Below are 15,393 nucleotides of genomic sequence, written 5' to 3'. Positions count from 1 at the left end.
ACACCTCATTCGGATTCGATATCTCTATCATAATCGGTATATACCAAAAAAACAAGCCTTCCTGAACAGCCAATTAATTTTGGACCCTATTCCTGGTCTTTAGCAATAGTTGCATCGATCCCCTCAACTACCGTTTTCGTAAAGCCAGCCTCTTCCATCGCAAGCAAGCCGGCAATCGTTGTCCCACTTGGAGAGCAAACATCATCCATCAGACTCCGAGGAGTTTTTTTACTTTGTAAGACATTAGCCGCACTTCCCAAAACCGCCTGTGCAGCAATTTTAACTGCAGTGTTCTTAGCCAATCCGTGTTTGACCCCAGCATTGGCCATTGAATCAATATAATAATAAACAAAGGCTGGTGAACTGCCTGCCAAAGCAACAAAGCTGCTAAAATCTTGTTCACCCAAGAAAATAGTTTGCCCTAAACCGTTTAACAGTGACCGTGCTTCTTCAAGGTCATTGGAACTCAAAGAATCGTTGCCGACCAAAGCAGTGATCCCTTGATCGATCGCAACGTTAACATTTGGCATAATACGCAGTATCTCCACACTCTTGTCTCCAACGTATTGCTCCAAGTCTGCTAAGCTAACACCGCTTAACATTGAGATCAGGACTGGTTTTTTCTCTAAAACAGTATCTTTTATCTCTTGTAATATCTTCCCTGCTGCCAAAGGCTTGACCGCCAGAAAAACAAAATCAGCTTGCAAAGCAACCTCTCTATTATCAGCGCAAGCTACCAAGCCTTTTTGTTGAGCGTATTGTTCATAATTGGCAGGGTGCGCACTATGGACAAAAATATCACTAGCTTGGACCTTGCCTGCCTCTAAGATTCCTTCAATAATTGCTTTAGCCATATTTCCAACACCAATAAAGCCTATTTTCATATATTTGAACTCCTAACATTTTATTTTCTATGATTAGATTATAACAAAAGTACGAAAGTTTAAAACTTGAATTGTCAAATTAAGTGCAACACTATTTGCCACTCGAAATTATTATTCCACCGGTTTTAGGACCCTCGGCATCATTTTAAGTATAATAATAGACATCAAGATCATGATCGTGACGACGATCTTGGTGTTTATTGCTTTAAGCTGTTTGACAACAGTCCATAAAAAAGCTCCCAATCTTCATCTTGCGAAAAATTGAGAGCCACTGTTTATAAAAGTTGGGATAGCTGGATTCGAACCAGCGAATCACGGGATCAAAACCCGATGCCTTACCGCTTGGCTATACCCCAATAATGGTGGAAGGGAGTGGATTCGAACCACCGAACCCGAAGGAGCGGATTTACAGTCCGCCGCGTTTAGCCAGACTTCGCTACCCTTCCAAAAAGACGTCTTTAACATCCGACCTATTTATGATAACCTCTTTGGCAAAAAATTGCAACAATTATTTTGCCCAAAATATAAAAAAATATAAATCCAAAAAAGTGCACCGCCATATAATTACATCCGATCTCTGATATGATCAATTATTCTGCGCATAAAATACTATCTGCATGAGTCATTTTTGCACTCTGAACTTCCCCGTGTTTGAGACACTTCTATACCTCCACGATCTCGGTATAGAAGTCATCATACAAATAATCATTCTGAATTATTCATAGTTTTGAGTCTTTCATAGTAACCGTGGCCCTTCCTGGACTATAAAACGGTTCGGCCTCCAACATACCGTTCGAACCATAAACTACCATTTTTCGTGGTTCGTTTCTACTCATACTAATTTCTATAGAAGCCATTTGCCCGCTAGCAAATCTTAGCTCGACCGAATCCATCTGTATCTACTCCATAGTTTTTCTTACTGCTGACCTGTACACCGTTTAATTGAGATTTGATCCATCAAATAGTCGTACCAATATTATAAGTTCCTACGTCAAACAAAACTCCACCTTGTTAGGATCAAATAAATATTTATTAGGGTCATAATTTTGTTTTCCACAAAAAGAGGTCACCACCCTATTGATCTGACCTAGATCTAGCTTAGCAATTTCATTCATTAACGGGACAAAACTCGTTTTCAGTGCTTCCATAAAAAATACCTGGTTTTTTCAGACAACGAACAAAGCTTTCGTGTCTCTGCTGTATTTAAAGTTGCTGGTTTTTCACATAAAACTGCTTTTTTGTTATTTAAAGCACTAGCGGCAAAGCGATAATGATCGGCATGCCGCACTGCGATGTATACTGCGTAAACTGTAGGATCATCTAACAACTGTTCATAAACCTTAGCCGTTGAGTGCTTTTTTCTGAAACTGGGCCCGTTTAACAGGATCATGCGAAGCTCCCGCACACAAATAACTTTCCTCACTATGACTCAGTCCGCGAATAAATCGTTGTGCAATGTTGCCAAGCCCGATAATCCTTCATTTAAACCTCCCCATGTTATTAGGTGAACATATACACAAATATGCCTTTGACAGTATACAGTTTTAAGTGCCACGTTAGTTTGAAATTATCACCATTTACGAAAGCCCTCAATAATAATAAAACTGGTTAAAACAGCAAAATTAGAAGCCATAAAAAAAGCCCTATATTACCTGTAGTGATCCTACACTACAAAGACAACATAAAGCTTTTTGACTACTTAACGCCAGCCATAAGTTTTTGGATCTTCGGAACAAAGAATAATAAAATGAACCCAAAAATGACGGTAATGCCACCAATTAGTCCAAAGTACATTACTTCATTAGCTGGTGTAAAGAGGCGTACGATTTGAGCGTTAATAGCTTGAGCAGCTGCATCACCTAAAAACCACATGCTCATCATTTGAGACTGAAATGCCTTTGGGGCCAACTTAGTCGTCACTGATAAACCAATAGGTGAGATCAACATTTCACCAATGATAACCAAAGCCCAACTAGCGATCAGCCACCATGGACTGACTCTCGTATGAGTACCATGCAGTAACAACGGAATCATCATCCACAAAAATGATGCACCAGAGAAGAATAATCCGTAGGAAAACTTCTTTCCTGATGAAGGTTGTCTTTTACCAAGCTTATTCCATAACATTGCGAAAAACGGTGTGTATAGCATAATAAATAACGGGTTAGCACTTTGGAACCAACTTGCTGGGAAATTAAAACCAGCTATTGACAATCTAGTCTGATCTTCAGCGAATAACGCAAGAACAACTGAACCTTGTTCTTCAATTGACCAGAATAAGATCGAAGCGACAAATAATGGGACATATGCCCAAACACGAGAACGTTCAGTTTTGTCGACCTTTTTGCTGGTCAACATGGCAACAAAGTAAACAACAGGTATCAAAACTGCGCAGATACTCAAGATGTTAATAACATTATTGATATTGAACATCTTGAATAAAGCCATGATAACAAAAATCAAAATAATTGCCACAACACCAATTGATACTTTTTTAACTAAAGATTTGATTTCATCCGGTTGAATTGGATCTGATGCGTACAAACTGTCTTTTGAAAGATATTTTCTACCATCAAGGGAATACTGGACTAAACCAAAGAACATACCGATCGCAGCAAGTGAAAAACCAAGATGGAAGTTAACGTTTTGGCCCATCCAACCGACGATATAAGGAGCAATAAATGCACCCATATTGATCCCGAAAACAAAAATACTGAAACCAGAATCACGACGAGTGTCATTCTCAGAATAAAGTCCGCCGACCATTTCAGAAACATTCGGCTTTAATAAACCAGTCCCAATAACGATCAAAGCAATCGAAATAAACAAGGCAGCTTTTCCAAATGGCGTTGCCAAAACAATATGACCAAACATGATCAAGATACCACCGATAAATACTGTTCGGCGTGGTCCCCATAGACGGTCACTGATGAACCCACCAAGGACACTAGAAAGATAAACTAGCGAACCATAGATCGACATGATCGAAGCTGCAGTAGGCTTGTCAAAACCAAGCCCTCCTTTACTAACAGCAAAATACATATAATACAGCAAAATGGCACGCATACCATAGTAACTGAATCTTTCCCACATTTCAGTAAAGAACAGCGTAGATAGACCACGTGGGTGTCCAAGAAATGATGGTTCTTTACTACCACTCATTAGATATGATTCCTCCATACTTTACCCCACAGAGGGTATTATTATTCATTTAAATAAATTAAACAACGATAACTATTATAAAATTGAATGATTTTCTCGTCAATAAAACTCACTGATTATTAATGGTAGCCAGCATAACTTGCCATTTTAACTTAATCACACTATTACCTTTCTATAATAAAAAATAATAGCCCGCAATTTTCTCTTTATTTAGACAATTGTATTTTAATCAAGGTACACTTTCTTGTAATGTTTCTCCACTGGATAAAGGCGCTTTTTAAGTTAAGTCAACGACCTTACTCATCATTTTGCTGGGATCTCCTTCTTTCGCATACTAATTAGTTACTAAATCAATATTGTGACCCCTAACAAATACCCATTCTACAAATCAAGTTGTAAAATGGACATTTGTTGCAATTTAATTTTAAAGACATTAGAAAGCATCAAAAATAATAAAGTATGGGTAATTTTAGAGTAATTTCAAAAACGATCTTGGTTATCGTGTTCGAACCTATTATTTAATAATAAACTCTCAAAAACTGATTATTATAGCTTTATGGGTCTTATACTGCCTGTTTTTATTTTTTCTTTTTCCTGGGTGTTATCTTTAGTCTTCTTGTAGATTTATTTTTTATTCCGCGTTGTCGCAAGTCTTCTTTTTCTTGTGCACGCTTTTTAAAAAATAATGGGGTACTTTCTTCAATAACGTCACTAAATGATAAACGATACCAGGAAACAGGTGAGGTTGTAATATGCTGTAGAAAAATCCTACCACCGATCAAAAATTTATCTAACCCACTGATCGTCTCCGAGAAAATACGTTCAGTAGGTTCCTCGTTAATAATAACAAATTTAAAATCACCAACACGACGGTCTTTTTCAGACGAATAATAAGGGACTTGTTTTTGTAAGACCCTTTGCTTTACCAAATTTCTGACGATCTGGTGTAAATAGACACTAACATTTTGCTGTGTCCTAAAACCTAAAAATAGCTGGACATTCACTATGTTATTCGTTCCTAACATATCAACAGTGTACTCACACTCAAACGGTTGATTTGTTTCATTAACGGTTACAAACCAATAGACTTTTGCTCTTTTTGGCCCCTTATCTAAAATGGAATAAAGCGTATTACGTTTTATTTGATAGTTTGGCCAAACCTTTGTCATATAAACTAAGTTAGTCGCTGTTAAGGAATACCGGTTATCATTACTAAGCGCTTGCAACTGCCCTTTATAAGCGTTAAGTGAAACATATTCATTAGCAAGCTCGATCTTTTGTCGACGTCGATTGCCAAAATACCAGATAACCATAATCGAAAGAAGTAAGAACATAATCAGAAGTGTAACATATCCGCCATGAATGAATTTTGCCAAACTAGATATCAGAAAAATAGTTTCAATTAATATAAAAATGGTAATTGTGACACGCCTCGTAAAAGCTTTCCATTTGTGCATTAAAAACACATTAAGCAGTAGGGTCGTCATTAGCATCGTAAGCGTAATTGCTAAACCGTATGCTGCTTCCATATGATGTGAGTCACGAAAATACCAAACGATCCCTAGTGTGATAGGGTACATGATCCAATTAACTGTCGGGAGATAAAGTTGACCTTTAATATTGCTAGGGTGAACGCTCATCATCCTTGGCAAAAATTTTAACCCAATTGCTTCGCGCACTAATGTGTATGATCCAGTAATCAATGCCTGAGAAGCGATGATAGCAGCTAAAGTTGCTAAAACAATTCCGACAAGATTTAAGTTATTGGGGATCATGTCATAAAAAGGCTTTACATTTGCTTGATCAGCCCATTTGGGATCTTGCATGTGCTTAATTATCCACGCACCTTGTCCAAAGTAATTCAGTATCAATGCCAAAAACACCAAAGGCCAAGTAGCGTAAATATTTTTCTTTCCCACATGTCCCATATCTGCATAAAGTGCTTCAGCACCAGTCGTGGCTAGAAAAATACTGCCTAAAATAAGAAGTCCCACTTTATTATCTGGGCTAAATAAAATTTCAATCCCATATATTGGAGAAATTGCTTTTAAAACTGTCGGCCAACTACTTAAATTTTCGATCCCTATAATAGCTAAGAAAAGAAACCAGAGTAACATAATAGGTCCGAAAGCACGACCAATAAGATGAGTTCCAAACCGTTGGATCAAAAACAAGATACTTAAAATAACGGTGACAATTAACAGTACTGTACTTTGAGAGTGAAGCAATGTTCCGTCTCCCAGGGGCTGCGTTTTTAAGCCCTCAATTGCTGAAGTTACAGTGACCGCCGGCGTCAAAGTACCATCTGCCAGCAAAGCTGCCCCACCAATTAAGGCTGGCCAAACAAGCCATTTTGCCCGCTTTCTGATCAAGGCATATAAAGAAAATATCCCTCCTTCTCCTCGATTATCAGCTTGCATAGCAATGATTACATATTTAAAAGTTGTAATGAGCATTAGAGTCCAGAAAATTAGTGATAGCGTACCTAATATATAGTTAATGTTGACTTCTTTCATGGAACCAGCCTCACCGATAACTGCATTCATTACGTATAGTGGAGATGTACCAATATCACCATAAACTATTCCCAGTGTGACTAACATTCCAGCAGCAGTAGCTTTTTTTAAATCGAATTCCATTTTATTCTTCTCCTACATAATAAAATAAAAAATATCAACAGCTAACATTTCGGAACATTGTACCATAAAAAAACGCGTGGTGCTAGTTCGTAATAATTCTATTTTCTGTAAAATCAAAAAAGCCTAAATTATAAATAAAGACGGTCAATTCAATTTTTAACCAAAAGCCTACCACTGACCGCGTGAGATTTTTTTCGATTCCATAATCTTCAACTAGGATCGAGAAACGGGATTCGATCGTGCGCCGGAGATCTTTCAAAGCCGGAACATTGTGCTGTTTGGCTCCTTTCATGTTTGAACGGTAAGGTGTCCAGAGCTCATAACCTAGCTCGCCAAAATCTTCTTGTAAGGGCTGTCCCACATAACCGACATCCGCTAAAACAAAGGGACACGGACAGCCTGCGATCAAAGTTGACGCCGCTTGGGTGTCATGTTTAGAGGCCTCGGTGACAGTGTAATTTAAGATATAACCGCTGAGCGAGGTCTCAAAATGAGTCTTAAACCCGTAAAAATACATGTCTTTGGTCGCATTGTAGCCTAGGTCAGCTATGCCGCGGAAAACCTTGGCCCGCTTATTTCTAACTTTTTGGCATAAAGGGTTAGGCAAACTATCAATGATCGCAAACTGTCCTGTTTGCGCATAGTCGCGAGTCAACCCCTGCCGCATGGCCATGACCACTGGGAGAAGACGTTGTGCTCGTCGGTTAAAACGGGAGCGCTCAATGTTCAATTGATGTGGGATGAAGGTCTGTGCCCAGGCAAAGAATTTACGCTGGGAGTGCATCTGTGTAATGACCTGTAAACACAGTAAGGCTAAGATCTGCACATCAGAAACACGAGACTTAGTGGTGTTACGGCGTTGCGAAATATAGCGCGGGCAGTATTTTTGATAAAGCTCAGCACAAAGAACTTTAAGTTGAGCTAAATTGACTTGTAAATTATGTCGTTTTTGTTTAAACTTTAAGTGGTCCAACAAGATCAGGTCTCCTTTGTTTAAGTCACTTAAGAGTCTAACCTTGTTGGGCTTTTTTTGTAAAATTTTGTACTAAATAGTTGAATGTTACGAACTAGCACCACGCGTCATAAAAAAAGATTAAAATATATTTTTATATAAAGGCATCTACTGTAACAGCTGGAAAGATATTAATTTTAAGTAGAAAAATATCAAGATAAATAAATCGCGGGACAAGCGGACTAATAAATTTAAAGCGGCTGAAATTCGTAAGCTAATAGGATAGAATTGATCAAGGATCGGTTGATTTGTTGAAACAGTTCAAGATCTACGACTTTAAAATAGCTTTTACCAGTCAATAACACTATTCCTACTTCTAACTCTGTGAATAAAACACTCAGAGGAGTTTTAAGCAAATGTGGTATAGATCTTTCACAGTTTAAGACACACCCCTCTGTGGCTTATCTGCTCCCACAAGGGCAAACGTATGACTCATACGCAATTAGCAAACGCAACATGACGACCACATCTAAGCAATACGCTTATCTTATTGACGAATATAAAGCCAAATCAGGTGACCGCATCGAAGAATTATTAGACGATTTAGGCAATAAAAAAGGGTCTTTGTCAAATAGTGTTGATTTCACTTTTAGGGTCCTATCGTAAAGGTAGGATCTTTTTTTGTTTTTAAGTGCTAGCTCAAGTGGTGGTTTTTGTCTGGCAGTGGGTAATGAACGGAGTGAATTGCCCACTGCCAGACTTTTTTATGTCGGTTATGCGATCAGTTGGATCCTAACAAAGAAATGATGAAGATCCCTAAAGCCATAACAGCCGCGTTTCAACTCTTTGATCTTACGGTTAAAGCCTTCTAAAGGCCCGTTGGAATAGTTATACAAACAAGCATTACGGATCCCTGCATAATTGTCCTTGATAGTTTTGATCACGGTATCCATTTCAGTATTAGAGTATTTATAGGTCAGCACCAGTTTCTGTAGCGCCACATGATCGCGCTCGCGGATCACATGCAGGACAGCCTGGTAAGCTGCGTAAGCCTTTTTGAGGGCCGGGAAACCATCCAACCCGAGATCTACAATATTTTGGGCAGTGGTATATTCATTCAGGCCGAAATAGTATTTGACCTCGGAATCATTCAACGCTTTCTCGTCTACGTGAAACAGTTTCCACTGTTTCTTTAAAGCTTTGTAGATACGACTGTGAGCTGGGTCTGAGATCTCCTTGAAAGCTTTGATCCGAGCTTGATCTAAAGCACGACTAGCTAATTGAACAATATGGAAACGGTCAAACACGATGATCGCATTGGGGAATAAATAATGCACAAATTGTTGATACTGCGCATTTAGGTCCATGGTCACGACCTGAACTTTTTGCCGTTGGGCTAAAGAGTAATTATTGAGAAAATATTCCTTGATCGTCTTAGACAAGCGATTTTCAAGTAAGAGCAGTAAGTCATGCGTTTTGACATCGATACAAATAAAAGAAAATCTGCCTCCGGTAGAGCGAAACTCATCGAAACAGAGCGTCTGGGGCAAGCCATGTGGAGTCACATAAGCTGTTTTATTTGCATAGAGGATCCGTTGTACTGAAGAAGCTGAGACGCCAACTATTTTGGCGATCTTTTTAACTGGGATCGCTTCTTTAGCCAAACTATGGATCACTTGCCTTGCCCGAAGGGTGATCGAACGGTTAGGCTGTGTCAGCTCAGTTTTAGCACTAAAAGTTCGGTGGCACTCACGACAAAAATAGCGTTGCTTATACAGGCGGAAACGGAGCGGTTGTTCAGATAGACTGGGTAGTTTTAATTTTGTAGGTCTTTTCCCATTTTTTACAACGTTAGTCGACTTACAAAAAAGACACTTTTCAATCCGGTAAGACAGGACACCGGTCAGTTCTTTCGTATGTAAAGCACCTTCGACCGCATCGGCACAGCCGGAAATTTTGATATTTGGGTCTTGGATATTTAAGAGATTTAGGATAGAATTTTCTTGGGACATCATTTATACCTCGCTTTGATTTGGTTTCGACGCTTTAATCGTAGCACTTGAGGGACGATGATGTCCTTTTTCTTTGCCAAAAAAATAGTGCTGATGATTTTACTCATCAACACTAAAAAGTGTAGACCCATAAAAAAAGCACCCATCCTACAAAACAAATTGTAAAATAGATACTTGTTGCAGTTTTGTTGCAATGTTATTTTAAGAATGCTGTTATATCAAGGCTCAAAGCCACTATTTTATGCCGGCTGCAGGAGTCGAACCTGTGACCCTCGGTTTACGATACCGATGCTCTACCAACTGAGCTAAGCCGGCAAAATTAAATCCAGCTAAGTGACCCGTACGGGATTTGAACCCATGTTACCGCCGTGAAAGGGCGGTGTCTTAACCACTTGACCAACGGGTCAGAACAGTGTCACACACCATCATTTAACCAACTCCGGCAGGCGGACTCGAACCGTCGACACCCTGATTAACAGTCAGATGCTCTACCAACTGAGCTATGCCGGAATAAAACAAGCGCGGCAGCTACCTACCCTCACAGGGGGCGATCCCCCAACTACTCTTGGCGTGACGAAGCTTAACTGCTGTGTTCGGCATGGGAACAGGTGTAGCCTTCGTGCCCTCACCACCGCACTCGTATTTCTTTCTTTGAGAGATCCGCTCCCTCAAAACTGACTAACATTCATCCTTGCTCGCTGCTTTCACCGAGTCCTGCGCCACTCTGTGGTCAAGTCCTCGACCGATTAGTAATGGTCCGCTCCATGCCTCGCGGCACTTCCACTGCCATCCTATCTACCTGATCATCTCTCAGGGGTCTTACTTCCAGAAAGGAATGGGAAATCTGATCTTGAGGTGAGTTTCGCACTTAGATGCTTTCAGCGTTTATCTCGACCACACTTAGCTACCCAGCGCTGCCTTGGGCAAGACAACTGGTACACCAGCGGTGTGTCCATCCCGGTCCTCTCGTACTAAGGACAGATCCTCGCAAATTTCCTACGCCCGCGACGGATAGGGACCGAACTGTCTCACGACGTTCTGAACCCAGCTCGCGTACCGCTTTAATGGGCGAACAGCCCAACCCTTGGGACCGACTACAGCCCCAGGATGCGATGAGCCGACATCGAGGTGCCAAACCTCCCCGTCGATGTGGACTCTTGGGGGAGATAAGCCTGTTATCCCCAGGGTAGCTTTTATCCGTTGAGCGATGGCCCTTCCATGCGGGACCACCGGATCACTAAGCCCGACTTTCGTCCCTGCTCGACTTGTCAGTCTCACAGTCAAGCTCCCTTCTGCCTTTACACTCTGCGAATGATTTCCAACCATTCTGAGGGAACCTTTGGGCGCCTCCGTTACCTTTTGGGAGGCGACCGCCCCAGTCAAACTGCCTACCAGACACTGTCTCCCGCCGGGATCAACCGGCGCGGGTTAGAGTGTTCATACAACGAGGGTAGTATCCCACCACTGCCTCCCACGAGACTAGCGTCCCGTGTTCTACGGCTCCTACCTATCCTGTACAAGTTGCACCAACACCCAATATCAAGCTACAGTAAAGCTCCATGGGGTCTTTCCGTCCTGTCGCGGGTAACCCGCATCTTCACGGGTATTATAATTTCACCGAGTCTCTCGTTGAGACAGTGCCCAGATCGTTACGCCTTTCGTGCGGGTCGGAACTTACCCGACAAGGAATTTCGCTACCTTAGGACCGTTATAGTTACGGCCGCCGTTTACTGGGGCTTCGATTCTGAGCTTCGCTCACGCTGACTCATCCTCTTAACCTTCCAGCACCGGGCAGGCGTCAGCCCCTATACATCATCTTACGATTTTGCAGAAACCTGTGTTTTTGATAAACAGTCGCCTGGGCCTATTCACTGCGGCTGGTCGTCAGACCAGCACCCCTTCTCCCGAAGTTACGGGGTCATTTTGCCGAGTTCCTTAACGAGAGTTCACTCGCTCACCTGAGGATACTCTCCTCGACTACCTGTGTCGGTTTGCGGTACGGGTGGACCGATCCTTGCTAGGAGCTTTTCTCGGCAGTGTGACCTGACTTCCTTCGCTACTTAAATTTCGCTCCCCATCACAGCTCATCTTCCGCCAGGACAAGCATTTGACTCGTCCTGCAACTCGCTGCTTGGACGTGCACTTCCAGCTGCACGCTCCGTTAGCCTCCTGCGTCCCTCCATCGCTCAAACAGACCGGTCCAGTACAGGAATCTCCACCTGTTGCCCATCGCCTACGCCTTGCGGCCTCGGCTTAGGTCCCGACTGACCCTGGGAGGACGAGCCTTCTCCAGGAAACCTTAGTCTTACGGTGGGTCAGATTCTCACTGACCTTGCGCTACTCATACCGGCATTCTCACTTCTAAGCGCTCCACCGGTCCTCACGGTCCGGCTTCTGCGCCCTTAGAACGCTCTCCTATCACCCGACCTGAAGGTCGGATCCACAATTTCGGTAATGTGTTTAGCCCCGTTACATTTTCGGCGCAGGATCACTCGACTAGTGAGCTATTACGCACTCTTTGAATGGTGGCTGCTTCTGAGCCAACATCCTAGTTGTCTGTGCGATCCCACATCCTTTTCCACTTAACACATATTTAGGGACCTTGATTGGTGGTCTGGGCTGTTTCCCTTTCGACTACGGATCTTATCACTCGCAGTCTGACTCCCGGGACAAGATCAGTGGCATTCGGAGTTTATCTGAATTCAGTAACCCCAGACGGGCCCCTAGTCCAAACAGTGCTCTACCTCCACGATCCTTAACTCCCGAGGCTAGCCCTAAAGCTATTTCGGAGAGAACCAGCTATCTCCAAGTTCGTTTGGAATTTCACCGCTACCCACACCTCATCCCAGCATTTTTCAACATACACGGGTTCGGTCCTCCGGTGCGTTTTACCGCACTTTCAACCTGGACATGGGTAGGTCACTTGGTTTCGGGTCTACGTCAACGTACTCAGTCGCCCTGTTCAGACTCGCTTTCGCTGCGGCTCCGGTCTTTCCACCTTAACCTGGCACGTTAACGTAACTCGCCGGTTCATTCTACAAAAGGCACGCCATCACCCCTTAACGGGCTCTGACTAATTGTAGGCACATGGTTTCAGGAACTGTTTCACTCCCCTCCCGGGGTACTTTTCACCTTTCCCTCACGGTACTGGTCCACTATCGGTCACTAGGCAGTATTTAGCCTTGGGAGATGGTCCTCCCGGATTCCGACGGAGTTTCACGTGCTCCGCCGTACTCAGGATCCTGGACTGAGGAAGGACTGTTTCGCTTACGGGGCTGTCACCCTGTTTCGCCGGCTTTCCCAAGCCGTTCAGCTACAGTGCTTCTTGCTAACTCAAATGTCCAGTCCTACAACCCCAAGAAGCAAGCTTCTTGGTTTGGGCTGTCCCCCGTTCGCTCGCCGCTACTGAGGGGATCGATCTTTCTTTCTGTTCCTGCAGGTACTTAGATGTTTCAGTTCCCTGCGTCTGTCCTCGCCTGACCTATGTATTCAGCCAGCGATCAAGACTCGTTACAGTCATCGGGTTGCCCCATTCGGAGATCTCCGGGTCATTGCTTACTTACAGCTTCCCGAAGCATATCGCAGTTAGTCACGTCCTTCATCGACTCCTAGTGCCAAGGCATCCACCATGCGCCCTTCCTAACTTGACCTGACATTTATCGTAGATAAATGGGTCATGAGTTTGCGTTTACTACTTCATTTTTGAATTCTTGTTTGAAACTCTTTCAAACGCGGTGTTCTCGGTTTAATAAAATTATTGATCAAGAAATAAATGTTATTCAGTTTTCAAAGAACGGACCCATGATGGCTGTTGCCATCAATGGAGGTTAGCGGGATCGAACCGCTGACCTCCTGCTTGCAAAGCAGGTGCTCTCCCAGCTGAGCTAAACCCCCGTTTTGAGAGTAGACCTCTCAAAACCAAACAAAGTTTCTGTACAAATCGTGTGAGTTTCCGTAATTTTTCCTTAGAAAGGAGGTGATCCAGCCGCAGGTTCTCCTACGGCTACCTTGTTACGACTTCACCCCAATCATCTGTCCCACCTTAGACGGCTGGCTCCAACTGGTTACCGCACCGGCTTTGGGTGTTACAAACTCTCATGGTGTGACGGGCGGTGTGTACAAGGCCCGGGAACGTATTCACCGCGGCATGCTGATCCGCGATTACTAGCGATTCCGACTTCACGTAGGCGAGTTGCAGCCTACGATCCGAACTGAGAACGACTTTCAGAGATTAGCTGAACCTCGCGGTCTCGCGACTCGTTGTATCGTCCATTGTAGCACGTGTGTAGCCCAGGTCATAAGGGGCATGATGACTTGACGTCATCCCCACCTTCCTCCGGTTTGTCACCGGCAGTCTCGCCAGAGTGCCCAACTGAATGCTGGCAACTGACAATAAGGGTTGCGCTCGTTGCGGGACTTAACCCAACATCTCACGACACGAGCTGACGACAGCCATGCACCACCTGTCATTTTGTCCCCGAAGGGAAATGCTGATCTCTCAGATGGTCAAAAGATGTCAAGACCTGGTAAGGTTCTTCGCGTTGCTTCGAATTAAACCACATGCTCCACCGCTTGTGCGGGCCCCCGTCAATTCCTTTGAGTTTCAATCTTGCGATCGTACTCCCCAGGCGGAATGCTTAGTGCGTTAGCTGCGGCACCGAAGGGCGGAAACCCTCCAACACCTAGCATTCAGCGTTTACAGCGTGGACTACCAGGGTATCTAATCCTGTTCGCTCCCCACGCTTTCGAACCTCAGCGTCAGTTACAGACCAGAGAGCCGCTTTCGCCACTGGTGTTCTTCCATATATCTACGCATTTCACCGCTACACATGGAGTTCCACTCTCCTCTTCTGCACTCAAGTCTCCCAGTTTCCAATGCACTTCTCCGGTTAAGCCGAAGGCTTTCACATCAGACTTAAAAGACCGCCTGCGTTCCCTTTACGCCCAATAAATCCGGACAACGCTTGCCACCTACGTATTACCGCGGCTGCTGGCACGTAGTTAGCCGTGACTTGCTGGTCAGATACCGTCAGCGGGACAACAGTTACTTTATCCCGTGTTCTTCTCTGACAACAGTATTTTACGATCCGAAGACCTTCTTCATACACGCGGCGTTGCTCCATCAGACTTGCGTCCATTGTGGAAGATTCCCTACTGCTGCCTCCCGTAGGAGTTTGGGCCGTGTCTCAGTCCCAATGTGGCCGATCAACCTCTCAGTTCGGCTACGTATCATCACCTTGGTAAGCCGTTACCTTACCAACTAGTTAATACGCCGCGGGCTCATCCAAAAGCGACAGCTAAAAGCCGTCTTTACCCGGCCGACCATGCGGTCAGCCGGTCGATGCGGTATTAGCACCTGTTTCCAAGTGTTATCCCCCACTTTTGGGCAGATTGCCCACGTGTTACTCACCCGTTCGCCACTCGCCCTGCCAACGCTGAATGCAAGCATTCAGTGTCGGCAGTTTGCGTTCGACTTGCATGTATTAGGCACGCCGCCAGCGTTCGTCCTGAGCCAGGATCAAACTCTCATTTTAAAGTTTGTGACTCATAAATTTTACTAGCGAATTGACTTCGCAAATGTTGTTTGCACTTATCACTAGGATAAGCGACCTCACACATTTGATTTGTCGAAACTTTGTTCAGTTTTCAAAGATCTACTTACTTATTACTTGCTGTATTGCCACAACGACAACTTTATTAGTCTACCACGCTCAAGAAAAATGTCAACTACAAATTAAAAATAA

General features: G+C 43.5%; 6 protein-coding genes, 6 tRNA genes and 3 rRNA genes. All 15 read right to left on the bottom strand.

What is annotated here, in order from left to right; translation table 11 throughout:
* Positions 1-86: 86 nt before the first annotated feature.
* Positions 87-884 (bottom strand): pyrroline-5-carboxylate reductase, encoded by a 798-nt coding sequence (gene proC / locus AC3XNE_RS08010; RefSeq protein ID WP_489831563.1) that lies wholly within the window; start codon positions 882-884, stop codon positions 87-89.
* Between the two features lie 284 nt (positions 885-1,168).
* A tRNA-Gln gene (locus AC3XNE_RS08005) sits at positions 1,169-1,240 on the bottom strand.
* 4 nt (positions 1,241-1,244) lie between these two features.
* Positions 1,245-1,330: transfer RNA gene (locus AC3XNE_RS08000), tRNA-Tyr, on the bottom strand.
* Between the two features lie 689 nt (positions 1,331-2,019).
* Positions 2,020-2,274, bottom strand: coding sequence for a Gfo/Idh/MocA family oxidoreductase (locus AC3XNE_RS07995; RefSeq protein WP_489831562.1), 255 nt, complete (start codon positions 2,272-2,274; stop codon positions 2,020-2,022).
* Between the two features lie 305 nt (positions 2,275-2,579).
* Positions 2,580-4,046 (bottom strand): peptide MFS transporter, encoded by a 1,467-nt coding sequence (locus tag AC3XNE_RS07990; RefSeq protein ID WP_489831561.1) that lies wholly within the window; start codon positions 4,044-4,046, stop codon positions 2,580-2,582.
* A gap of 578 nt (positions 4,047-4,624) precedes the next feature.
* Positions 4,625-6,685, bottom strand: coding sequence for a KUP/HAK/KT family potassium transporter (locus AC3XNE_RS07985; RefSeq protein ID WP_489831560.1), 2,061 nt, complete (start codon positions 6,683-6,685; stop codon positions 4,625-4,627).
* An 82-nt stretch (positions 6,686-6,767) separates the two neighbouring features.
* Positions 6,768-7,661, bottom strand: a complete 894-nt coding sequence (locus AC3XNE_RS07980; protein ID WP_489831357.1) for an IS982 family transposase — start codon at positions 7,659-7,661, stop codon at positions 6,768-6,770.
* A 749-nt stretch (positions 7,662-8,410) separates the two neighbouring features.
* Positions 8,411-9,652, bottom strand: coding sequence for an ISL3 family transposase (locus AC3XNE_RS07975; protein ID WP_489831559.1), 1,242 nt, complete (start codon positions 9,650-9,652; stop codon positions 8,411-8,413).
* Positions 9,653-9,891: 239 nt separating this feature from the next.
* Positions 9,892-9,964: transfer RNA gene (locus AC3XNE_RS07970), tRNA-Thr, on the bottom strand.
* A 19-nt stretch (positions 9,965-9,983) separates the two neighbouring features.
* Positions 9,984-10,055: transfer RNA gene (locus tag AC3XNE_RS07965), tRNA-Glu, on the bottom strand.
* A gap of 31 nt (positions 10,056-10,086) precedes the next feature.
* Positions 10,087-10,159 (bottom strand) — tRNA-Asn (locus tag AC3XNE_RS07960).
* Positions 10,160-10,168: 9 nt separating this feature from the next.
* Positions 10,169-10,285: ribosomal RNA gene (gene rrf / locus AC3XNE_RS07955) — 5S ribosomal RNA — on the bottom strand.
* A 90-nt stretch (positions 10,286-10,375) separates the two neighbouring features.
* Positions 10,376-13,299: ribosomal RNA gene (locus AC3XNE_RS07950) — 23S ribosomal RNA — on the bottom strand.
* 171 nt (positions 13,300-13,470) lie between these two features.
* Positions 13,471-13,543: transfer RNA gene (locus AC3XNE_RS07945), tRNA-Ala, on the bottom strand.
* 75 nt (positions 13,544-13,618) lie between these two features.
* Positions 13,619-15,183 (bottom strand): 16S ribosomal RNA (locus AC3XNE_RS07940).
* The 16S, 23S and 5S rRNA genes sit together here with 4 tRNA genes alongside, the layout of an rRNA operon.
* Positions 15,184-15,393: the final 210 nt, after the last annotated feature.

The sequence above is a fragment of the Ligilactobacillus sp. JN-6 (Y).1 genome (assembly GCF_058111525.1).
The sequence above is the reverse complement of the archived record's forward strand: the minus strand, read 5'-3'. Positions and strand labels throughout refer to the sequence as shown.

Coding starts and splice junctions, on each gene's coding strand:
- proC (WP_489831563.1), bottom strand. CDS start 884: ATGAAAATAGGCTTTATTGGTGTTGGAAATATGGCTAAAGCAATTATT.
- AC3XNE_RS07975 (WP_489831559.1), bottom strand. CDS start 9,652: ATGATGTCCCAAGAAAATTCTATCCTAAATCTCTTAAATATCCAAGAC.
- AC3XNE_RS07985 (WP_489831560.1), bottom strand. CDS start 6,685: ATGGAATTCGATTTAAAAAAAGCTACTGCTGCTGGAATGTTAGTCACA.
- AC3XNE_RS07995 (WP_489831562.1), bottom strand. CDS start 2,274: ATGATCCTGTTAAACGGGCCCAGTTTCAGAAAAAAGCACTCAACGGCT.
- AC3XNE_RS07990 (WP_489831561.1), bottom strand. CDS start 4,046: ATGAGTGGTAGTAAAGAACCATCATTTCTTGGACACCCACGTGGTCTA.